The 21532-nt window shown below is 69.0% G+C and carries 17 protein-coding genes and 2 pseudogenes; 7 read left to right on the top strand and 12 right to left on the bottom strand.

Annotated features, from left to right (window positions below; translation table 11 throughout):
- Positions 1-42: 42 nt before the first annotated feature.
- Positions 43-2493 carry a DNA topoisomerase (ATP-hydrolyzing) subunit A gene (locus ACH492_RS29950; RefSeq protein WP_398990995.1) on the top strand — a complete coding sequence of 817 codons (2451 nt, stop codon included), beginning with the start codon at positions 43-45 and terminating at the stop codon, positions 2491-2493.
- On the opposite strand, the gene ACH492_RS29945 is transcribed toward ACH492_RS29950, so the two are convergent.
- A complete protein-coding gene (locus ACH492_RS29945; protein WP_398990993.1) occupies positions 2490-3539 on the bottom strand; it encodes a CobW family GTP-binding protein in 1050 nt (349 codons plus the stop codon). The two genes, ACH492_RS29950 and ACH492_RS29945, sit on opposite strands and share 4 nt — an antisense overlap.
- Positions 3540-3885: 346 nt before the next feature.
- Between ACH492_RS29945 and ACH492_RS29940 the strand changes: the two genes are divergently transcribed.
- Positions 3886-4524, top strand: coding sequence for a DUF6082 family protein (locus tag ACH492_RS29940; RefSeq protein WP_398990991.1), 639 nt, complete (start codon positions 3886-3888; stop codon positions 4522-4524).
- A gap of 124 nt (positions 4525-4648) precedes the next feature.
- Complete coding sequence (locus tag ACH492_RS29935; RefSeq protein ID WP_356229864.1) at positions 4649-4885, top strand: hypothetical protein; 237 nt, start codon at positions 4649-4651, stop codon at positions 4883-4885.
- Between the two features lie 59 nt (positions 4886-4944).
- Here the strand turns inward: ACH492_RS29935 and ACH492_RS29930 are convergent, their stop codons facing one another.
- Positions 4945-6108, bottom strand: coding sequence for a citrate synthase (locus tag ACH492_RS29930; RefSeq protein WP_398991095.1), 1164 nt, complete (start codon positions 6106-6108; stop codon positions 4945-4947).
- A gap of 87 nt (positions 6109-6195) precedes the next feature.
- Between ACH492_RS29930 and ACH492_RS29925 the strand changes: the two genes are divergently transcribed.
- Positions 6196-7428, top strand: coding sequence for a citrate/2-methylcitrate synthase (locus tag ACH492_RS29925; RefSeq protein ID WP_398990988.1), 1233 nt, complete (start codon positions 6196-6198; stop codon positions 7426-7428).
- 21 nt (positions 7429-7449) lie between these two features.
- Here ACH492_RS29925 and ACH492_RS29920 read toward each other — a convergent pair.
- Together ACH492_RS29920 and ACH492_RS29915 are read right to left on the bottom strand one after the other, a co-directional pair.
- Positions 7450-7653: pseudogene (locus ACH492_RS29920) on the bottom strand (hypothetical protein); the annotation flags it as partial.
- A gap of 218 nt (positions 7654-7871) precedes the next feature.
- Positions 7872-7973, bottom strand: a pseudogene (locus ACH492_RS29915) (carbohydrate ABC transporter permease); the annotation flags it as partial.
- A gap of 76 nt (positions 7974-8049) precedes the next feature.
- On the opposite strand from ACH492_RS29915, the gene ACH492_RS29910 reads away from it, so the two are divergent.
- Positions 8050-9693 carry an ATP-binding protein gene (locus ACH492_RS29910; protein WP_398990986.1) on the top strand — a complete coding sequence of 548 codons (1644 nt, stop codon included), beginning with the start codon at positions 8050-8052 and terminating at the stop codon, positions 9691-9693.
- Entirely contained in the window at positions 9690-10370 is a 681-nt protein-coding gene (locus tag ACH492_RS29905; protein WP_398990984.1) for a response regulator, read from the top strand. The genes ACH492_RS29910 and ACH492_RS29905 overlap by 4 nt, the downstream gene beginning before the upstream one ends.
- A 122-nt stretch (positions 10371-10492) precedes the next feature.
- On the opposite strand, the gene ACH492_RS29900 is transcribed toward ACH492_RS29905, so the two are convergent.
- From ACH492_RS29900 to ACH492_RS29880, 5 genes are all read right to left on the bottom strand, one after another.
- Entirely contained in the window at positions 10493-12085 is a 1593-nt protein-coding gene (locus ACH492_RS29900; RefSeq protein WP_398990982.1) for a cation acetate symporter, read from the bottom strand.
- On the bottom strand, positions 12082-12651 hold the full coding sequence (locus ACH492_RS29895; protein ID WP_398990980.1) for a DUF485 domain-containing protein: 570 nt from the start codon (positions 12649-12651) through the stop codon (positions 12082-12084). Before ACH492_RS29895 ends, ACH492_RS29900 begins: the two co-directional genes overlap by 4 nt.
- A 98-nt stretch (positions 12652-12749) precedes the next feature.
- Entirely contained in the window at positions 12750-13424 is a 675-nt protein-coding gene (locus ACH492_RS29890) for a response regulator (protein ID WP_398990978.1), read from the bottom strand.
- On the bottom strand, positions 13421-14584 hold the full coding sequence (locus ACH492_RS29885) for a sensor histidine kinase (RefSeq protein WP_398990976.1): 1164 nt from the start codon (positions 14582-14584) through the stop codon (positions 13421-13423). Before ACH492_RS29885 ends, ACH492_RS29890 begins: the two co-directional genes overlap by 4 nt.
- A gap of 106 nt (positions 14585-14690) precedes the next feature.
- Positions 14691-16808, bottom strand: a complete 2118-nt coding sequence (locus ACH492_RS29880; RefSeq protein WP_398990974.1) for a type IIA DNA topoisomerase subunit B — start codon at positions 16806-16808, stop codon at positions 14691-14693.
- A 434-nt stretch (positions 16809-17242) separates the two neighbouring features.
- Here ACH492_RS29880 and ACH492_RS29875 point away from each other — a divergent pair, with 434 nt between their 5' ends.
- Positions 17243-17473: a hypothetical protein gene (locus ACH492_RS29875; RefSeq protein WP_307660675.1), complete on the top strand. Its 231-nt coding sequence runs from the start codon at positions 17243-17245 to the stop codon at positions 17471-17473.
- 183 nt (positions 17474-17656) lie between these two features.
- On the opposite strand, the gene ACH492_RS29870 is transcribed toward ACH492_RS29875, so the two are convergent.
- The 3 genes from ACH492_RS29870 to ACH492_RS29860 form a co-directional block, all read right to left on the bottom strand.
- Entirely contained in the window at positions 17657-18472 is an 816-nt protein-coding gene (locus ACH492_RS29870; RefSeq protein WP_398990972.1) for a serine protease, read from the bottom strand.
- Positions 18473-18641: 169 nt separating this feature from the next.
- Positions 18642-20198, bottom strand: coding sequence for an RNA polymerase sigma factor (locus tag ACH492_RS29865; protein WP_398990970.1), 1557 nt, complete (start codon positions 20196-20198; stop codon positions 18642-18644).
- A 337-nt stretch (positions 20199-20535) separates the two neighbouring features.
- Positions 20536-21423 (bottom strand): FadR/GntR family transcriptional regulator, encoded by an 888-nt coding sequence (locus ACH492_RS29860; protein WP_398990968.1) that lies wholly within the window; start codon positions 21421-21423, stop codon positions 20536-20538.
- Positions 21424-21532: the final 109 nt, after the last annotated feature.

The raw sequence follows: 21532 nt of genomic DNA, 5'->3' as shown, positions 1-21532 counted from the left end.
GCGTCAGTTCCAGACCTGGTACGCGAAGGAGCAGCAGCCGCGATGGCCCGCCGCAGCACGAAGACCCCGCCGCCGGACGATTTCGAGGAGAGGATCCTCGACATCGACGTGGTGGACGAAATGCAGGGCTCCTTCCTCGAGTACGCGTACTCGGTGATCTACTCCCGGGCCCTGCCGGACGCACGTGACGGCATGAAGCCGGTGCACCGCCGGATCGTGTACCAGATGAACGAGATGGGCCTGCGCCCCGACCGGGGGTATGTGAAGTGCGCCCGTGTCGTCGGCGAGGTCATGGGTAAGTTGCACCCGCACGGCGACGCGTCGATCTACGACGCCCTGGTGCGGATGGCCCAGCCGTTCTCGATGCGCCTGCCGCTGGTCGACGGGCACGGCAACTTCGGCTCGCTCGGCAATGACGACCCGCCGGCCGCCATGCGGTACACCGAGTGCCGGATGGCCGACGCGACGTCACTGATGACCGAGTCGATCGACGAGGACACCGTCGACTTCCAGTCGAACTACGACGGCCAGGAGCGCGAGCCCGTCGCTCTCCCCGCCGCCTACCCGAATCTGCTGGTCAACGGCGCGTCCGGGATCGCGGTCGGCATGGCGACGAACATGCCGCCGCACAATCTGGGCGAGGTCATCGCCGCCGCCCGCCATCTGATCAAGCACCCGGGCGCGGACCTCGAGACGCTGATGCGCTTCGTCCCCGGGCCCGACCTGCCGACCGGCGGCCGGATCGTGGGCCTGACCGGCATCAAGGATGCGTACGAAACGGGGCGCGGTACCTTCAAGATCCGCGCGACGGTCTCCGTGGAGGACGTCACGGCGCGCCGCAAGGGCCTGGTCGTCACCGAACTGCCCTTCACCGTCGGCCCGGAGAAGGTGATCGCGAAGATCAAGGACCTGGTCTCGTCGAAGAAGCTCCAGGGCATCGCGGACGTCAAGGACCTCACCGACCGCTCGCACGGTCTGCGTCTGGTCATCGAGGTCAAGAACGGCTTCATTCCGGAGGCTGTGCTGGAGCAGCTCTACAAGCTGACGCCGATGGAGGAGTCCTTCGGCATCAACAACGTGGCGCTGGTGGACGGGCAGCCGCTCACGCTGGGCCTCAAGGAGCTGCTTGAGGTCTACCTCGACCACCGCTTCGAGGTCGTGCGCCGGCGCAGCGAGTTCCGGCGGACAAAGCGGCGCGACCGGCTGCACCTGGTCGAGGGCCTGCTCGTCGCGCTGATCGACATCGACGAGGTCATCCGCCTCATCCGGTCGAGCGAGAACTCCGCGCAGGCGAAGGAGCGGCTGATCGAGCGCTTTTCGCTCAGCGACATCCAGACCCAGTACATCCTGGACACCCCGCTGCGCCGGCTGACCAAGTTCGACCGCATCGAGCTGGAGAGCGAGCGCGACCGGCTGAACGGCGAGATCGACGAGCTGACCGGGATCCTGGACTCGGACGCCGAGCTGCGCAAGCTGGTCTCGGGCGAACTGGCCGCGGTGGCGAAGAAGTTCGGCACCGAGCGGCGCACCGTGCTGCTGGAGTCGGCGAGCACGCCGATCGCCGCGGTGGCGCTCGAGGTCGCGGACGACCCGTGCCGGGTGCTGATGTCCTCGACGGGTCTGCTGGCCCGTACGGCCACGGGCGAGCCGCCGGTGGACGAGGGAGGCAGACGCGCCAAGCACGATGTGATCGTCTCCGCGGTGCCCGCGACGCAGCGCGGCGACGTGGGCGCGGTGACATCGGCCGGGCGGCTGCTGCGGATCTCGGTGATCGATCTGCCGCAGCTGCCGGACACCGCTTCGACGCCCAACCTCTCGGGCGGGGCGCCGGTCTCGGAGTTCCTGTCGCTGGAGGCGGACGAGCGGATCATCTGCCTCACCACGCTCGACGAGTCCTCGCCGGGCCTGGCGCTCGGCACCCTGCAGGGTGTCGTCAAGCGTGTTGTGCCCGACTACCCCGCGAACAAGGACGAGTTGGAGGTCATCTCCCTCAGGGACGGCGACCGGGTCGTCGGCGGCGCCGAGCTGCGTACGGGCGACGAGGACCTGGTCTTCATCACCTCCGACGCGCAACTGCTGCGCTACCCGGCCTCGCAGGTGCGGCCGCAGGGCCGGGCGGCGGGCGGCATGGCCGGCATCAAGCTGGCGGACGGCACCGAGGTGATCTCGTTCACGGCGGTGGATCCGGCCGGGGACGCGGTGGTGTTCACGGTCGCCGGCTCGCACGGCACGCTGGACGACTCGGTGATGACGGCGAAGCTGACGCCCTTCGACCAGTACCCCCGCAAGGGGCGGGCGACGGGCGGAGTGCGCTGCCAGCGGTTCCTCAAGGGCGAGGACGTGCTCGTACTGGCCTGGGCGGGCGCGGCTCCGGCGCGGGCCGCGCAGAAGAACGGCGCACCGGCCGAGCTGCCGGAGATCGACCCGCGCCGCGACGGTTCGGGCACGCCGCTGACATCGCCGGTGGCGGTGCTGGCGGGGCCGGCGAGCTAGCCCGCAGCCGCTTCTTCCTGTACGAACCGCAGGACGCCCCACATGCTGTGCTCATCGGGGGCGTCCTGCGGCCGGGTCACCCGGGCGGCGTCGAGTTCCTTGACCAGGGCTCCGGTGTCGATTCCGGAGCCGATCAGGACCAGCTGGGTCGCCCGCTGCGCGCCGTCCGGCCAAGGCTCCGGATAGAACCGGAGAAAGCGGCCGACGGCGTGGACGGCATACCGGTTGCGCGGGTCGGGCAAGCCGAAGTCGACAAAGCCCTTGATGCGGTAGAGGCCGTCGGGCCGCGAGTCGAGAAAGTCCAGCAGTCTGCGCGGGTGGAGGGGCTCGCCCGAGCTGAAGGACACGGTCTCGTAGGCGGTGTGCAGATGGCCGTCGTGATCGTCGTGATCTTGGTCGTCGTCGTGGAGATCCTCGAACGACAGCTGCCCCACGCGCTCGGTCCGGGGGCGGCACTCGAAGAGCAGTTCCGGGTCGATCCGCCCGTACGTCGCCGGCATCACCGCGGCTCCCCCGGCGAGAGAAGCGGCCTTCTCGAGCAACCGCTGACCGGCGGCCTCACCGATACGGTCCGCCTTGTTCAGCACGATCAGATCGGCGATGCCGAGATGCCGGTCGATCTCGGGGTGTCGCTCCCGTGTCCCGTCGAACTCGGCTGCGTCGACGACCTGGACGAGTCCGCCGTAGACGATGCTCTCGTTGTCGCTGGCCAGAAGCATGCGGACGAGTTCCTGCGGCTCAGCGAGTCCGCTGGCCTCGATGACGATCACATCAAGGCGAGCGGCGGGTCGGGTGAGCTTGTCGAGGAAGACGTCCAGCTCGCTCGCGTCGACCGCGCAGCACAGACACCCGTTGCCGAGGGAGACGGTGGAATCGCCCAGCTGACCGGCCACGGTCATGGCGTCGATCTCGATGGAGCCGAAGTCATTGACGATCGCGCCGATCCGGGTGCCGCGGCTCGCTCGCAGCAGATGGTTGAGCAAGGTCGTCTTGCCGGATCCCAGAAAGCCCGCGAGAACGACGACAGGTATCGGATTTCTTGCCACGCACCAGGATCGTAGTCGACCCGATATTCAGTTACTCCCGTGGCTGGAGGCGGCAAATGTTGCGCCCCTGCTGCCCTCATCGGCCAAAATCTTCGTGTCAGGCGTTCAGCTACGCGATTGCTCCAGCCGCCCGCCGGGCAACCTCCTTGGGACGGCGACTGGTTCATCCTCGCCTCCACTTCTCGCCCTTCACCGATCAGAGCCGCTCGGCGGCAGGGCGACAGCACGCGCAGACTGCGACCGCTCGCCGGCCCTCAGCACGTCCCTGCCCGGTGCCCAGCGAACGGCCGCCTGTGGATCGGGGGTTGACATGACCACACAGGGAAGTGAGCCGCAAAGGGGGGTCGTGGCAGCGATCGCACTGGGGATCGCTGCCACAGTAGGGGTGATCACACTGGTCGCCGCCCTCAGTCTGGCAATCGGTGCAGTGATGCACGAGCTCTCTCCGGACACCGACGTCTCACCCGCCAACGCCGTGTTCTCCGGCCTTGCGTTCGGCGCGGTGGTCATCGCCCTGGCGGTCCAGCACCGACAGCTGCACCGCCAGAACACCAATCTGAGCATTCAGCTCAAGCACATGGCCGAGGCGAACGGCTTTCACGAGCGCAGCGCCCTGACGAATCAGCACCGCCTTCAGTTCGAACTGCTGAGCAAGGCGATGGAGGACCCGGATCTGGTCGCCGTACTGGACACCTATGAGCTTGAGGTCCCGCTGGTGAAGCAACGGCAGTATCTCTTCGCCAACGCCGTCTACAACAACGTCCTCCACGCGTACCAGATCGGCTCGACGAACGAAACGGAGGTGTACGGACATCTCCGGGTCATCTGCCAGAACGCCATCTTCCGAGAGTACTGGGAGTTGACGCGCCATCACCGCGCCAGCCTGAGATACGAGTCGCGGGAGGGACAGCTCGGCCGCGTGGTCGACGGCATCATCGCGAGGCAGCGCCTGGACCGTGCGAACTGGTGGACCGATCCGCCGTGATTAGGCAATTTGCCCACCGCATGGTCCTCCATTCGGATTACGGTTTGGGCAAGTCGCGTATGTTGAGGGCGCGCGCGCGGAATCCTTCCGGGGGTCCGAAACCAGAACCTAGGAACGGCCACACGTGAAGATCGTGCGCAGAATTGGCGCTTCCCCACGCGAGCGGGGAAGCCTGTCAGGTCAGACATGTCCCGATATCTTCGAGTTGAGTGACGGCAACTTCGCAGTCATCGGGACAGACCGCACCACTGCGCTCGAAAGCGAGCTACCGCCCGACGCGGGGCGGGCCGAGTACGAACGGATCGTCGTGGTGAGCCGCGAGACCCTTGTGCGCGCGAAGGCGGACATCCCCGACGCCTAACCCGTACATCAGGCACGCACAGCCCAGTTCCGCCAAGCGGTACCGGGCTGAGGCATGCGTCAGGACGCCACCGGAACAGGCTGAGGCGGCGGCGGTCCCACATAGCGGGCAGACGGGCGGATGATCTTCGAGTCCGCCGCCTGCTCAAGGATGTTGGCACTCCAGCCGACGACCCTTGCCGCACAGAACGTGGGCGTGAACATCTCACGCGGCAGCCCGCACAGCTCCATGACCACCCCGGCGTAGAACTCCACATTGGTGTGCAGCTCGCGGCCCGGCTTGAGTTCGGCCAGGATCGCCTCGACGCGCGCCTCCACCTGGACCGCGAACTCCACCAGCGGTCCGCCGAAGCTCTCCGCGATCCCCCGCAGCATCCGCGAGCGAGGGTCCTCGGTGCGGTAGACGGGATGGCCGAAGCCCATGATCCGGTCCCCCGCCAGGACCCGTTCCCTGATCCAGGGGTCGATGCGTTCCGGCGTGCCGATCGCATCGAGGGTGTCGAGAGCCCTGCTCGGGGCTCCGCCGTGCAGGGGACCCGAGAGTGCGCCGATTGCTCCCACCAGACAGGCGGCCACATCGGCTCCGGTGGAGGTGATCACGCGGGCCGTGAAGGTCGAGGCGTTGAAGCCGTGGTCGACGGTGGAGACGAGGTACTGCTCGACCGCCCGGGCCCGCGTCGGTTCCGGCTCGGAACCGGTCAGCATGTAGAGGTAGTTGGCGGCGTACGGCAGGTCGTCACGCGGTTCGACCGGCTCCAGTCCCTGGCCCAGCCGGTACAGCGCGGTGAGCAGCGTCGGCACCGTCGCACACGCCGCGAGCGCGTCCGTCCGGCGACGGTCGGCGTCGAGGTCGTACACCGGGCGCAGCCCCGCGGAGGCTCCCAGCAGGGAGAGCGCCGTGCGCAGTCCGGCGAGCGGCCCGGACAGCGCGCACGAGCGGGCTATGGCGGGCAGTGCGGCGCGGACGTCGTCGGGCAGATGACGCAGGGACGCGGTGTACTCCACGAAGGCCGCACGCTGCGCCGCGTCCGGCAGCTCGCCGTAGAACATCAGATGCCAGACGTCCTCGAAGCGGCGCTTCTCGGCGAGTTCGACGGCCGAGTACTGGCGGTAGTGGTAGAAGCCCTCGCGCCCTCTGACGTCACCCAGCGCGGTGTCGGTGACGACGACGCCCGCGAGTCCGCGCGGTACGTCGACGGGTGCGGTGGTCCCGGTGCTCTGCATGGTGTCCTCCCTGAACTTGATTCGACTGTCCATGCTTGACAGGATCAGTGTCAACATTGATTGAATCAATATGTGTACGGTGACGCTATGACGGACCAGGCGGACGGCGAGCGGCTGACCACCAAGGAGGCGGCCGCACGGCTCGGCGTGAAACCCGAGACGGTGTACGCGTATGTCAGCCGCGGCCAGCTCTCCAGCAGGCGCGATCCCAGCGGACGCGGCAGCACCTTCGACGCCAATGAGGTCGACGCGCTCTCCCGCAGGGGCCGAAGGGAGCCCTCTCCCGGCGGCGACGTCACTCAGCGGATCCGCACCCGCATCACGCTGATCGACAAGGACCGCTACTACTTCCGCGGCGTCGACGCGACCGAACTCGCCCGCCGCTACGGCTACGAGGAGATCGCCGACTGGCTCTGGACCGGCACCCTGCGGGCCGGTGTCCGGTTCACCGCCCCCGCCGAGCCGCTCGCCGCCGCCCGTCGCGCGGTCGAGGCGCTGCCCGCGCACAGCGGTTCGGCGGACCGGCTCCGGGTGGCCGCCATCGCGGCGGCGGTCGCGGATCCGCTGCGCTTCGACCTCGACCGGGACGCCGTGCTCGGCAGCGCCCGGACGCTGATCCCCACCCTGGTCGACGCCCTGCCGACGGTCGGCAGGCGGCACCGGGGCGAGGGCAGGATCGCCTGGCGGCTCTGGTCGCGGCTGACCGCCGAGCACCCGGACGAGTCATTCATTCGGGCCCTGGACATGGCGCTCTCCCTGCTGATCGACCACGATCTGGCCGCCTCGACGCTCGCCGTGCGGGTCGCCGCATCCGCGCGCGCCCATCCGTACGCCGTGGTCTCGGCAGGGCTCGGCGCACTCGACGGCCCGCTGCACGGGGCCGCCAGCGGTCTCGCGCACCGGATGCTGGCCGAGGTCCTGGAGCGGGGGAGCGCCGCGGCCGTCGTGGCGGACCATCTTCGGGCGGGCCGTCGTGTGCCGGGTCTCGGCCATCGGCTCTACCCGGGCAAGGACCCCCGCGCCGAGGCGCTGTTCGGCGTACTGGCCGAGCTGCCCGCCGCCCGCCCCGCGCTCGAGGCGGCACGCGAGGTGGAGGCCACGACGGCCCGCCATGTGGAGCTGCACGCCAATGTCGACCTGGCGCTCGCGGTGCTTTCGGTGGCGGCCGGGATGCAGGCCGAGGCGGGCGAGACGGTCTTTTCCGTGGCGCGTACGGCCGGCTGGATCGCGCACGCGATGGAGGAGTACGAGGAGCGCCCGCTGCGGATGCGTCCGAGCGGGCAGTACGACGGCCCCCGCCCGCCCAGGCCGTTGCCGTGAGCGGGCGGAGGATTCGATGCGTCAGGAGCGATAGGCCTCCACTTCACTGAACTGCGCTGCCGGCCAGCCGGTGTTGGCCGTCACAGTGAGGCGCAGATGGCAGATGCTCGTACCGGCCGGGAGCCGGACGGTGACCGTGTTCCCAGTCACCGGGTCGAAGCGGTAGCCGTTCCCCGCCACGAGCGTGGACCACGACGAACCGTCGGCGCTCCCCAGCACGGACAGAGGGTGCGGCGGGTGCGGCAGACGCAGCAGGTGCAGAGAGTGCGGCAGGTGGGGGCTCTTGTTGCGCTCATGACACTCAGCCTCCTGGGGTGGGGGATCGATGTCCGGCGACGCCGGCCGCGGCGTCAGCTCCGCCCCGGCCACACAAGCGTCCTGCTGACGAGCGGCCCCCTGGACGACGAGGGCCGGCTCCCCCAGGACACGGTGGCCTGGCTGCGGCCGTTCGCCAGGGAGTAGATGCCGACGTTGAGTGTCTGCTTGGTCGGATCGGGCAGGGTGAGCATCGGCCAGAGGAAGTCCTTCCAGACGCCGACGACCGCGCCGCAAAATGCGCAAGCCATTTGCGTTGAAATGGAAATTTCGGAAAGTCCGCTCGGCCATCTACCGTTCATAGGCATGAGCCCCGTTCCGACCACCCCCGCCCGGCGCCGGCGGTTCGGCTGGCCGCAGCGGGTTTTCTCCCAGGTCCTGCTGATGCAGCTGGCCATCGCCACCGGTGTCACTGTGCTGGCCACCGGTCTCTTCCTCGCGCCGCTCAGCGCCCAGCTCGACGACCAGGCGATGCGCCGGGCGCTCGCCATCGCCGAGACCACCGCGTCCCCGGAGGTCGCCGACGAGCTGCTCGGCTCACGGCCGACGGCCGGCGGTCCGGTACAGGCCGAGGCCGAGCGGATCCGGGAGGCCACCGGTGCCGAATACGTCGTGATCATGGACAGGCGCGGGGTGCGCTGGTCCCACACCGCCCCCCAGGAGATAGGCCGCGTCGTCTCCACCGACCCCAGCGCGGCGCTGGCGGGCAACGAGGTGATGGAGATCGACAGCGGGACACTTGGCCGTTCCGCCCGCGGAAAGGTGCCGCTGCGTGACGACAGCGGCAGGATCGTCGGCGCGGTGTCGGTCGGCATCGAGTACGACAGCGTGCGCGCCCGGCTGCTGGCCGCGATCCCCGGGCTGCTCGCGTACGCCGGCGGGGCACTGGCCGTCGGGGCCCTGGCCGCCTATCTGATCTCCCGCAGGCTCCAGCGGCAGACGCACGACCTGGCCTTCTCCGACATCTCAGCGCTGCTGGCGGAGCGCGAGGCGATGCTGCACGGCATCCGGGAAGGGGTCGTGGCCCTCGACAGGTCGGGCCGGATCCGGCTGATGAACGACGAGGCGCAGCGGCTACTCGGCCTCGGCCACGAGGCGATGGGGCGGCCGCTCGACGAGGTGCTGGGCGCGGGCCGAACGACCGATGTACTGGCCGGCCGGGTCACCGGCGAGGACTTGCTGACCGTACGAGGCAACCGGGTGCTGATCGCCAACCGGATGCCCACCGACGACGGCGGCGCCGTCGCCACCCTGCGCGACCGTACCGAGCTGGAGCAGCTCGGCCGCGAGCTGGACTCGACCCGCGGACTGATCGACGCCCTGCGCGCACAGGACCATGAGCACGCCAACCGGATGCACACCCTGCTGGGACTCCTCGAACTGGAGATGCACGAGGAGGCAGTGGAGTTCGTCACCGAGGTGGTCGGCGTGCACCGGGCCACCGCCGAGCAGGTCACCGAGAGGATCCATGACCCTCTGCTGGCCGCACTGCTGGTGGGCAAGGCGACGGTAGCTGCGGAGCGCGGTGTCTCGCTGCGCATCGCGCCGGGAACGCTGCTGCCCGACCGGCTGGTGGACCCGCGCGGTCTGGTAACGGTCGTCGGCAACCTCGTCGACAACGCGCTGGACGCGGCCGCCGGATCGCAGGACCCGTGGATCGAGGTCGAGCTGCGGGCCGAGGGCCGTACGGCCGTCCTGCGGATCGCGGACAGCGGCCCCGGAGTCCCGCCCGAACAGCGGGAGTTGATCTTCACCGAGGGCTGGTCCACCAAGGAACTCCCTGCCCACGGCAAGCGCGGACTCGGCCTGGCGCTGGTGCGCAGGCTCGCGGAACGGCAGGGCGGCAGCGCACGGGTGCGCGAGGCGCCGGGCGGCGGCGCCGAGTTCACCGTCGTACTCCCCGAAGCGCTGACCGAGCCTGGGCTGGCCACGGTTGTGGAGGCACGATGATCGACGTACTGGTGGTGGACGACGACATCAGGGTCGCGGAGATCAACGCTGCCTATGTGTCCAAGGTGGCCGGCTTCCGAGTCTCCGCGAAGGCCTACTCGGCGGCCGAGGCACTCGCCCGGATCGCCGACAGTCCGGTGGATCTGATCCTGCTCGACCACTATCTGCCGGACGGGAACGGGCTCGCGATCGTACGCGAGCTGCGCAGGCTGGGCCACCAGACCGATGTGATCATGGTGACCGCGGCCCGCGATGTGGCCACTGTCCAGGCGGCGATGCGCCATGGCGCACTCCAGTACCTGGTGAAACCGTTCAACTTCGCGGGCCTGCGCGCCAAGTTGGAGGCGTACGCCTCGCTCCGCCGCACCCTGGAGGGCGGCGGCGAGGCCGAACAGGCCGAGGTGGACCGGATCTTCGGGGCACTGTCGGCCGGCTCGATCGCCCCGGACCTGCCCAAGGGCCACTCGCCGACGACCGCCGAGCTGGTGCGCCAGGTGCTGCTGGCCGCCGAAGGACCGCTGTCCACCCAGGAGATCGCGGAGCGTGCGGGGGTGAGCCGGCAAACGGCGCAGCGCTATCTGAAGCTGCTGGAGCGGGCGAGCCGAGTGCAACTGAGCCTGAAGTACGGCGAGACGGGCCGCCCGGAACACCGGTACCTCTGGTCGGCGAGCATCTGAGAAAACCGGTCCGCGGGCGGCCTTCGTCGGCGAGCATCTGAGAAAACCGGTCCGCGGGCGGCCTTCGTCGGCGAGCATCTGAGAAAACCGGTCCGCGGTGGCCTTCGACCGCCCCACGAGCTTCAGACCGCTCCCGCGCCCGTGAGCGCCCGTACCTCTGTCTCCGCATGCTTCGCGGCGTCCGGCGGCTCAGCAGACGTCACGGTGCCGATCCAGCCCGCCAGGAAGCCCAGCGGGATGGAGACCAGCCCCGGGTTCTGCAGCGGGAAGACATGGAAGTCCACCCCCGGGAAGAGCGCCTCCGGGCTGCCCGTCACGACTGGCGAGAACACGACAAGCAGCACCGCCGGAATCAGCCCGCCGTACACCGACCACACCGCGCCGCGCGTGGTGAAGTTCCGCCAGAAGAGCGAGTAGAGCAGTACGGGCAGATTGGCGGAGGCGGCGACCGCGAAGGCCAGGCCGACCAGGAACGCGACGTTCAGATCGCGGGCGAGCAGGCCGAGCGCGATGGCGGCCGCCCCGATGGCTACCGCGGCGACCCGGGCGACCGCGACCTCGCTGCGCTGCTTGGAGTGGCGCCGCTTGAGTGAGGCGTACAGGTCGTGGGCGACCGAGGCCGAGGAGGCGAGGGTGATACCGGCGACGACGGCGAGGATGGTCGCGAAGGCCACGGCCGCGACCACCGCGAAGAGAACCGTGCCGCCGGTCGATCCGGCGCCCCCGCCCAGATCGAGGGAGAGCAGCGGAACCGCCGTGTTCCCAGCGGCGTTCGACGCCCGTACCGCATCGGAGCCCACCACCGCGGCCGCGCCGAAGCCGAGCACGATCGTCATCAGATAGAAGCTGCCAATGAGGCCGATCGCCCAGACGACCGAGCGGCGGGCGGCCCGCGCGGTCGGCACGGTGTAGAAGCGGGACAGGATGTGCGGCAGCCCCGCCGTGCCCAGGACGAGCGCCAGGCCGAGGCTGATGAAGTCGAGGCGTGCGGTCCAGTTCCCGCCGTATTTGAGGCCGGGCGAGAGGAAGTCCTTGCCGTGGCCGCTCCGTTCGGCGGCGGAGTTCAGCAGCTGGTTGAAGTCGCCGTGGAAGCGGGTCAGTACGAGCACGGTCATCGCGATCGCGCCGGCCATCAGCAGCACGGCTTTCACGATCTGGATCCAGGTGGTGGCTCGCATCCCTCCCAGCGACACATAGATCACCATCAGTGCACCCACGCCGATCACGGTCCACGAGCGCGCGGCTTCGCTCGTACCGCCCAGCAGCAGCGCGACAAGGCTGCCCGCCCCCACCATCTGCGCCACCAGATAGAGAACGGACACGGCGACGGAAGAAGTTCCCGCCGCGATGCGGACCGGGCGCTCGCTCATCCTCGACGCGACGACATCGGCGAGTGTGAACCGGCCGCAGTTGCGCACGAGTTCGGCGACAAAGAGCAGGACGACCAGCCAGGCGACCAGGAAGCCGACGGAGTAAAGCATTCCGTCGTAGCCGTAGAGGGCGATGAGGCCGGAGATGCCGAGGAACGAGGCGGCGGACATGTAGTCGCCGGCGATGGCAAACCCGTTCTCCATGGGGGAGAAAAGCCGCCCGCCCGCGTAGAACTCCTCCGCGGAACCACGCCTGTTGCGGCTCACCCAGGTCGTGATGGCGAGGGTGAGCGCGATGAACGCGCTGAAGAGCAGCAGCGCCAGAGTCTGGTGGTCGCCGCTCAACGCTCGTGCCCCCGCGTCATCTCCTGTGCTCTCGCCTGCTCCTGCGCCCTTGCCTGCTCCCGGGCTCTCGTCTGCTCCTGGGCTCTCGTCTGCTCCTGCGCCCTTGTCTGATCGAACACGGTCCAGCGCAGATCGAGCGCGGCTCGGTCCCGGCGCAACCGCGCATGGCGGGCATACGCCCAGGTCAGCAGGAAGGTGGTGAGGAACTGTCCGAGCCCGGCGACCATCGCCACATTCACCGCGCCCGCCACCGGCCGGGCCATCATCCCGGGAGCCGTGGTGGCCGCGACGACGTACGCCAAGTACCAGGTGAGAAAGGCGAGGGCGGCGGGGACGACGAACCTCCGGTAGCGGCCGCGCACCTCCTGGAAGGCGGCGCTGCGCTGCACTTCAAGATAGATGTCGGCCGCGCACGGCCCGGCGCTCTGCCGGTCCGCGGATTGCGGCGGCTGGACGGGCGCGGGGGCACCTGTGCCGTCCAGCTCGCCCCAGCCGGAGGCCAGCGCGTCGTACCACGGGTCGTCGAGCCGTACCCCCGCGGCGTCCCGCCCTTCCTGCTTCTCCACCGATCAACTCTCCTTGTCGGCGAACCGTTTCGGCCGCGTGTACAAGGATGGACAGAGCAGGAAGATCCCGGACGCATCTCCCGCCGGTCTTCACCCCATCAGGTGATCCCCGACCCGGGTGGCTGCGCGAGACCTTCCCGGTAGGCGTACCGCACCGCCTGCGCACGGTCGTGAAGGCCTGCCTTCGAGAAGAGGTTGTTGATGTGGGTTTTCACGGTGGCCGTGGAGATGTGCAGCCTGCGAGCGATGTCCGCGTTGGTGAGGCCGTCCGCGATCAGGGCCAGCACCTCGCCCTCGCGCGCGGTCAGCCCGTCGGGCAGCTTCGGCCCTGAGGGTTCGGGCGCCGAGGTGACCTGCTCCAGCAGCCGGCGCTGGACAACCGGCGAAAGCCCGGCCCGGCCGGCCATGACGTCCTGGATAGCCCGTACGATCTCGTCGCCGTCGGCGTCCTTGGTGAGATAGCCGCGCGCTCCCGCCCGCAGGGCCGGGAAGAGCGAGTCGTCGTCGGCATAGGTGGTGAGCACGACGATCTGGGTGCCGGGGTGTTCGCCGCGGATACGGCGGGTCGCCTCGACCCCGTCGCAGCGGGGCATCCGCAGGTCCATCAGGACGACGTCGGGGGCGAGTTCGGCGACCAGGGCGAGGGCTTCCTCACCGTCCTTTGCCGAGCCGACGACCTCGATTCCGGGCAGCAACCCCAGGAGCATCACAATGCCCTCGCGCACCACCGCCTGATCGTCGGCGACGATCACTCTGGCGATCCGCGCGGTCATGCCGGCACTCGCAGCCGCACCACGAAGCCCTCTCCCTCCGATCCCGCCTCCAGGGTGCCGCCGAGCAGTTCGGCCCGTTCGCGCATCCCCAGCAGACCGTACCTGGAGCCGGAGGTCCCGAGCTCACCGGCTTGGCCGGCGGCTCCCGAATCCCGTACTTCCAAAGCCACTTCACCGTCCTCGTACACGAGCAGCATGCGTACCTTTGCGCCGGGCGCGTGCTTGCGCGCGTTGGTCAGGGCCTCCTGCGCAACCCGCCGAACCGCCTGCGAGGCCTCGGCGGTCAGCTGCCGTCGCTCACCCGTCACCTCGGTCTCCGCCCCGTCGGCGACTCCCAGCTCGCGCAGATAGTCCTCGACGGGAGCCATCTCGCCGCGCAGGGCGGAGAGCGCCTGCCGGGTCTCCGCGAGGCCTTCGCGAGCCATCACCCGGGCGGCCACCACCCGCTCCAGGATCTGTTCGCGGAACGGCCCTTCCGGGCCCCGTTCGATCTGTAGCCGGGCGGCCTCCAGATGCACGAGCTGCGCGGAGAGGCTGTGCGCGAGGACGTCGTGGATCTCGCGCGCTATTCGGGCCCGCTCGGCGAGGGCCGCGGAGGTGGCCTCGGCCTCGCGCGCGGCCCGCTCCTGGGCGAGCAGCCGGAAGCCGGCACTGCGGGCCTGGGCGTCGAGGCGCAGTGAGTAGCCGCCGAGCAGCACGGAGGCCATCGTGATCCCGGCCCCCAGGGCGCTGCTGTCCTGGATCAGCGCGAAGAAGCTGACCATCACCACGCCGGTGACCAGACCGGGGGCCAGCGGCAGGCGTTCCATCGCCATGACAGAGGCCGAGATCCACAGCACCGCCGAGGGAACGTCCGCTCCCGCCGCGTACGACCCCGCCCCCACCGCGGCGACGGCTGCGAGCAGTCCGAGCGAGGGCAGCATCCGGTTGGCCAGGGTCGTCTGGTGGTAGCCGAGGACGGCCGCGGTGCAGCAGAGCAGGCCGAGCGCCGGAAGCATCGCCCGCCAGCCGTGGAAGGCGCCCGATGCGTACGCGCTGGAGACGGCCCAGGCTGCCATGGAGGCCAGCACGGCGATGTCGAGGGCGATGCGCACACGCGGTACGCCCACCCGGGACAGCGCTTCCCGCGTGGGCCACTCGGTCCACTGGCTGCTGGGCACGTCGGGTCCCCCTCCGTCGCCCTCGATGCTACGGAGCGGGACCCCGGCCCGGGATCGGATCAGGGGTGGAGCCGACGGCTCCACCCCTGGGTGGGCGGGGCCGACGTCAGGCGTCGATCCGCGAGCGGTCCAGAGTCGCGGCGGAGCTGGTGATGAACTCCTTACGGGGCGCGACCTCATTGCCCATGAGCAGGTCGAAGACCTGCTCGGAGGAGTCCAGGTCGCCGATGTTGATCCGGCGCAGGGTGCGGTGGCGCGGGTCCATCGTGGTCTCCGCGAGCTGATCGGCGTCCATCTCACCGAGGCCCTTGTAGCGCTGGATGGAGTCCTTGAAGCGGACCCCCTTGCGCTGGAACTCCAGCAGCGTCTGGCGCAGCTCGTTGTCGGAGTACGTGTACACGTACTTGTCCTGGCCCTTCTTGGGCTGGACAAGTTCGACCCGGTGCAGCGGCGGCACGGCGGCGAAAACCCGGCCGGCCTCCACCATCGGCCGCATATAGCGCTGGAAGAGCGTGAGCAGCAGACAGCGGATGTGGGCGCCGTCGACATCGGCGTCGACCAGCAGGACGATCTTGCCGTAACGCGCCGCGTCGATGTCGAAGGTCCGGCCCGACCCCGCTCCTATGACCTGGATGATCGCGCCGCACTCGGCGTTCTTGAGCATGTCCGAGACGGACGACTTCTGTACGTTGAGGATCTTTCCGCGGATCGGCAGCAGCGCCTGGAACTCGCTGTTCCGGGCGAGCTTGGCGGTGCCGAGCGCCGAGTCCCCCTCAACGATGAAGAGCTCGCTGCGCTCCACGTCGTCGCTACGGCAGTCGGCGAGCTTGGCGGGCAGCGAGGAGGACTCCAGGGCCGTCTTCCTGCGCTGCGCCTCCTTGTGCTGGCGGGCCGCGATACGCGTACGGGCGGCGGCCACGGCCTTCTCCAGTACCGCGCGGGCCTGCGCCTTGGCGTCCCGCTTGGTGGAGGTCAAAAACGCCTTGAGCTCCTTGGCGACGACATTGGCCACGATCCTGTTGGCCGCAGAGGTGCCAAGCACCTCCTTGGTCTGGCCCTCGAACTGCGGCTCCGCCAGCCGGACCGTGACGACCGCGGTGAGACCCTCCAGGGCGTCGTCCTTGACGATGTCGTCCTCGGCGACGCGCAGCACCTTGGCGGAGCGCAGCACCTCGTTCACCGTCTTGGTGATGGAGCGCTCGAAGCCCGTCACATGGGTGCCGCCCTTGGGGGTGGCGATGATGTTCACGAAGGACTTGACGGTGGTGTCGTATCCCGTGCCCCAGCGCAGGGCGATGTCGACGCCGAGCTCCCGGGTGACCTCGGTGGGGGTCATATGGCCGCGGTCGTCGAGGACCGGGACGGTCTCCTTGAAAGTGCCCTGCCCGGTCAGCCGCAGCACGTCGCAGACGGCCTTGTCCTGGGCGAGGTATTCGCAGAACTCGCTGATGCCGCCGTCGAAGCGGAAGATCTCCTCGCTCTTCCCCTCGCCGTCCAGGTCCCGCTCGTCGCGCACCACGATGGTCAGGCCGGGCACCAGGAAGGCGGTCTGGCGGGCGCGCTGGTGGAGGTGCTCCAGAGAGAGCTTGGCGTCCTTGAGGAAGATCTGTCGGTCAGCCCAGTACCGCACGCGCGTGCCGGTACGGGTCTTGGGCACGCGCTTGCCCTTGAGCAGCCCGTTCGCCGGGTCGAAGGGGGCGTCGGGGCCCGACTCGGTGAAGATACCGGGGACCCCGCGCCGGAAGCTGATCAGATGCGTCGCGCTGCTGCGGTCCACCTCGACGTCGAGGCGGGCGGAGAGGGCGTTGACGACGGAGGCGCCCACGCCGTGCAGACCGCCGGACGCGGCGTACGAACCGCCGCCGAACTTGCCGCCGGCGTGCAGCTTGGTCATCACGACCTCGACGCCGGAGAGGCCGGTCTTGGGCTCGATGTCGACAGGGATGCCCCGGCCGTTGTCCTTGACCTCGACGGATCCGTCTTCGTGCAGGATCACCTCGATGTGGTCACAATGGCCCCCGAGGGCCTCATCGACGGAGTTGTCGATGATCTCCCAGAGGCAGTGCATCAGACCGCGGCTGTCGGTGGACCCGATGTACATTCCGGGGCGCTTGCGAACCGCCTCGAGCCCCTCGAGTACGAGCAGGTGCCGCGCGGTGTAGTTGGAGCCGTCACGGTCTGCGGTCAGCACCGCTGTGGACGGCACGGACGTTTCGGCGGTCACGCGGTTCGCTCCTCGCTGAATTTCAGATGTGGCCCAGTGGGGTATAGGCCCCGGCGTCGGTCGCCGGTCAGAGGGTACCGAGGCCTGGTAGAGCCGATGTAACGCCACCCTCGCGAATTCTCATGCTAGTCCAGCCTCGCATACATGTTCGATCCCTCGATGGAGTGACGTGCACATCACGTTCCCTTCCAGGCATGAACCATTTAGGCTCCGGGCACGTCCTCATGAACAACCGGCAACCCAGCCGGGAGGGCCAAACGAGACAAGCAACGCGAAATCCGTAGAGCGAAGCAATACGGCTCATTCGCCGCCAACCGGCAGCAGACAGCCACCTTAAGAAGAAGTTTCGAGGAAAAGCCCCGAGCGGGAACGTTTTCGGGCTGGTTGGATGTTGACCCTGGTACGACAGCTCGTCGAGCTAGAGAAGAGGCGACGTGACTACTGTTCTGACCCCCGCGAGCCCCCTGACGGCCGCTGATCGCTGCGACCGCTGCGGCGCCCAGGCGTACCTGCGTGTCGTCCTGACCAGCGGCGGTGAACTGCTCTTCTGCGCCCACCACGGACGTAAGTTCGAGCCGGAACTCAAGAAGATCGCCGCGGAAATACAGGATGAGACCGACCGACTCACGGCCGTGCCGGCCGCTGTCGGTGAAGAGGAACACTGACACCTCGCATCCCACGACGAGCCACGGGCCGGTCTCCAGGACCGGCCGATGGGCGGCCACCCCTGAACACCAGGGGCGGCCGCCCGCTCTCATACCGTGACCGCGGCCGCGGCCGCTCAGGAGGTCTTGCCTCAGGCGTCTTGCCTCAGGCCTCAGGGCCGGCGTCCGGTTTCATGCCCCGGTTCACCACCGGACCACGGCCGAGATCCGCGTATACACCCCCGGGCTGCCCGCCTGCCCGCAGCCGCTGCCCCACGAGACGAGGCCGATGAGCTTCCCGCCGGCCACCAGCGGCCCTCCGCTGTCTCCCTGACAGGCGTCCCGCCCACCGTTGGCGTCTCCTGCGCAGAGCATCGTAGACGCGACGTAGCGCCCGCTCAGGCCGCCCGGATAGGCCTGTCCGCAGGTCTGGTCCGAAAGGATCGTCACCTGCGCGGCGTGGAGGGTGGACGCATAGCTGCCATCCCCTTTCGTGTCGCCCCAGCCGTAGACGGTGGCGCTCGTCCCCGGCTGGTACGCCCGGTCTCCGGAACGTGCCAGACCAATCACTTGGGAGGCGGGCAGCGCCTTGGCCAGCGTCAGCATCGCGACGTCCACGTTGTTCGTCGTCGGGTCGTACTTCGGCGCGACCTGGGTGCCGCTGACGGCGATTTCCTGGCCTCCTGCGCCGACCAGTTCCGAGCGACCCGCGAGGACGCGCAGGTCGCGGATCTCGCTCACCTCCTTGCCGAGGACGGTCCGGCTCAGGCAGTGGGCGGCGGTCAGCACCTTTGTCGGCGCCACCACGACACCTCCGCAGAACTGACCGGCGCGCGTACCCCCGAACCGGTCACGGCTGGCCAGCGCAACAACCCATGGGCTGTCGGCGACACGTGCCGGATAGCCACCCACCACCACTCCGTCGGCGGCGGCCGGCACGGGCGATGTCAACGGCGCCAATGCCGCCGCGGTGATCAGGGCCAGCGCCCCGGTCAGGGCTCGGGCGAGGGAACGACGCATAAGGGCCTCCTGACGCAGCGTGAAACAAGTCCACTCAGAGTCAGCCAGCAGACCACAGCCCGCACCCGGGCACACACGGTGCGCAGACGCGGGTACACGCGCAGGGCGCACGGCGAAGGGCCCGCTCCCCCGACGGGATGCGGGCCCTTCGTCGACGTACGACCGCGACCTAGTCGAGGTAGTCGCGCAGAACCTGCGAACGCGACGGGTGACGCAGCTTCGACATGGTCTTGGACTCGATCTGCCGGATGCGTTCACGCGTCACGCCGTAGACCTTGCCGATCTCGTCCAGGGTCTTCGGCTGGCCGTCGGTGAGACCGAAGCGCATGGAGACCACGCCCGCCTCACGCTCTGACAGGGTGTCGAGCACCGAGTGCAGCTGCTCCTGCAGCAGCGTGAAGCTGACCGCGTCGGCCGGGACGACCGCCTCGGAGTCCTCGATCAGATCACCGAACTCGCTGTCGCCGTCCTCACCGAGGGGGGTGTGCAGCGAGATCGGCTCTCGGCCGTACTTCTGGACCTCGATGACCTTCTCGGGGGTCATGTCGAGCTCCTTGGCCAGCTCCTCCGGGGTGGGCTCACGGCCCAGGTCCTGGAGCATCTGGCGCTGCACGCGCGCGAGCTTGTTGATGACCTCGACCATGTGCACCGGGATACGGATGGTGCGGGCCTGGTCGGCCATGGCGCGGGTGATCGCCTGACGGATCCACCAGGTGGCGTACGTGGAGAACTTGTAGCCCTTGGTGTAGTCGAACTTCTCGACCGCGCGGATCAGACCGAGGTTGCCCTCCTGGATCAGGTCCAGGAAGAGCATGCCGCGGCCCGTGTACCGCTTGGCCAGCGAGACGACCAGGCGGAGGTTGGCCTCCAGCAGGTGGTTCTTGGCGCGACGGCCGTCCTCGGCGATGATCTCCAGTTCGCGCTTGAGCTTCGGCGCGAGTTTGTCGGAGTTCGCCAGCTTGTCCTCGGCGAACAGACCCGCCTCAATGCGCTTGGCGAGCTCCACCTCCTGCTCTGCGTTGAGGAGGGGGACCTTGCCGATCTGCTTGAGGTAGTCCTTGACCGGGTCGGCGGTGGCGCCGGCGACGGCGACCTGCTGCGCAGGCGCGTCGTCCTCGTCGTCGTCGGAGAGCACGAAGCCCTTACTCTCGCCCTCGGCCTCTTCTTCCTCGCCCTTGCCACCGGGCTGGACCTCATCGAGCAGCTCTTCGCCCTCGGTGGCCTCGTCGGCGTCCTTCTTGCCCGTGGTCTTCTTGGCCACGGTTTTCTTGGCGGCGGTCTTCTTGGCTGCCGTCTTCTTGGCTGGCGCCTTCTTGGCGGCGGCCTTCTTGGCAGGCGCGGTTGCCTCGACCTCGTCGGCCGGGACGTCGACGGTCTCGGCCGTCGGCGCCGCGGTGGCCGCGACGGTCTTCGCCGTGGCGGTCTTGGCCGCGACAGTCTTGGTGGCGGTGCGCTTTGCCGGGCTCTTCGCTGCGACGCTCTTGCGGGCGCGCTTCGGCGACTCCGCGGCACTGACCATCAGCGTCACACCCTCTTCCTCGAGGATCTGGTTGAGGCTGCGCAGAACATTCTTCCACTGGGTTGGCGGAATCTGGTCAGCCTCGAAGGCCCGACGCACGTCATCGCCGGCGATCTGCCCATCAGCCTTTCCCCGCTCGATGAGCGCCATCACAGACTCGGACTCGGCGATCTCCGGCGGGAGCGTACGGGATGTGCTGGCCGACACGAACAACCTCTCGGAACGATGGAAACGGCTTCCGGCCCCGCCCATGATCGGGCCGGAGCCGACGACCACCGGGCTGCGGATGTGCCGGTGGCGCGGGATGAGCCTCAGATTTGAACAGCGCGCTCGCTGGCGGCTGTATTCCCTCCTCGGCTGTCACCTCTTAGGTCATCGCACTGTTTCGAGGAGTGTTACGCCCAATCCACGTGGCCCGAGTCACACCTCATTTACGACGAAACGACCAGATGGGGCGATCACTACACAATCGTGCCGCCGGACCCCCGTGGAATCCGGCGACACGCGATGCGTACGCCTCCATACTCCTGACCGTGCCCCGCGGTCAGTGCTCGCGCGGCGCGGGCACGACTCGCTCCACCTCCGGGTGGACGGTGAGCAGTTGACGCATGGCCGACTCCGCGGCGTGCGAGTCGCCGGCGGCGAGGGTGTCGACGATCCGCGCGTGATGGGTCAGAGAGACCTCGGTCGGGCGGTCACAGCCGGTGACCGGGCCGCCGGACACCTGGAGGGCCGCGGAGACGATGCCGGAGAGGTGCTCCAGCATGCGATTGCCCGCGAGCTGGATCAGCAGGGAGTGGAACTCCGCGTCGGCCCGCGAGAAGGTGATCCCGTCACCCTGAGCGAGCGCATGGCTCATGATCTCGACCATGTCGGCGAGCCGCTGCTGGACGTCCTCACGGCCGTGACCTGCAGCGAGGCGGGCGGCGAGCGGCTCGATGGTCCAGCGCAGCTCGTTCAGCTCGCGGCGCTGGTCGTCACGCTGCGGACCGAAGGCGCGCCACTCGATGATGTCGGGGTCCAGCAGATTCCAGTCGCTGACCGGACGGACCCGGGTGCCGACATTGGGGCGGGCGCTGACCAGGCCCTTGGCCTCGAGGACTCGCAGCGACTCCCGGACGACGGTGCGGGAGACCTCGAAGCGCTGGCCGATCTCCTCTGGGACGAGCGGGCGGTCGGCTCCGAGGTCTCCGGAGACGATCATCTGCCCAAGCTGCTGGACGAGTTGGCCGTGCAGTCCGCGGCCGCGGCTGCCTGCTGCACGGCGGCCGACCCGGCCCAACTCGGCTTCGGAGCCGTCCCAGGAGGGAGGGCCGACGCGGTCGGCGCCGGGCGACTCCGCGTAGGGGTATCGGTCGAGTTCGCCCGGGCCGGCGAGGCCGGACTCGGCGGGGCGGGCGGCGGTCATCATGGTGTGCGCAAGGGTACTCACGCATCCTTTGTCGGCTTGGGTTCAGCGGCCCTTGAGGTCTTTGGTGAAAAGCACACGAAAGGGTGATCGGCGCCAGCCCCGCAATTGACGCCTTATCGGAAGGAAGCGG

Source organism: Streptomyces sp. NPDC019443 (assembly GCF_044389785.1).
GTDB lineage: Bacteria > Actinomycetota > Actinomycetes > Streptomycetales > Streptomycetaceae > Streptomyces.
Note: the sequence above shows the minus strand (reverse complement) of the source record. Positions and strands in the feature narration are given on the sequence as shown.

Coding starts and splice junctions, on each gene's coding strand:
- ACH492_RS29930 (WP_398991095.1), bottom strand. CDS start 6,108: ATGCAGAGCACCGGGACCACCGCACCCGTCGACGTACCGCGCGGACTC.
- ACH492_RS29950 (WP_398990995.1), top strand. CDS start 43: ATGGCCCGCCGCAGCACGAAGACCCCGCCGCCGGACGATTTCGAGGAG.
- ACH492_RS29870 (WP_398990972.1), bottom strand. CDS start 18,472: ATGCGTCGTTCCCTCGCCCGAGCCCTGACCGGGGCGCTGGCCCTGATC.
- ACH492_RS29905 (WP_398990984.1), top strand. CDS start 9,690: ATGATCGACGTACTGGTGGTGGACGACGACATCAGGGTCGCGGAGATC.
- ACH492_RS29925 (WP_398990988.1), top strand. CDS start 6,196: ATGACGGACCAGGCGGACGGCGAGCGGCTGACCACCAAGGAGGCGGCC.
- ACH492_RS29910 (WP_398990986.1), top strand. CDS start 8,050: ATGAGCCCCGTTCCGACCACCCCCGCCCGGCGCCGGCGGTTCGGCTGG.
- ACH492_RS29890 (WP_398990978.1), bottom strand. CDS start 13,424: ATGACCGCGCGGATCGCCAGAGTGATCGTCGCCGACGATCAGGCGGTG.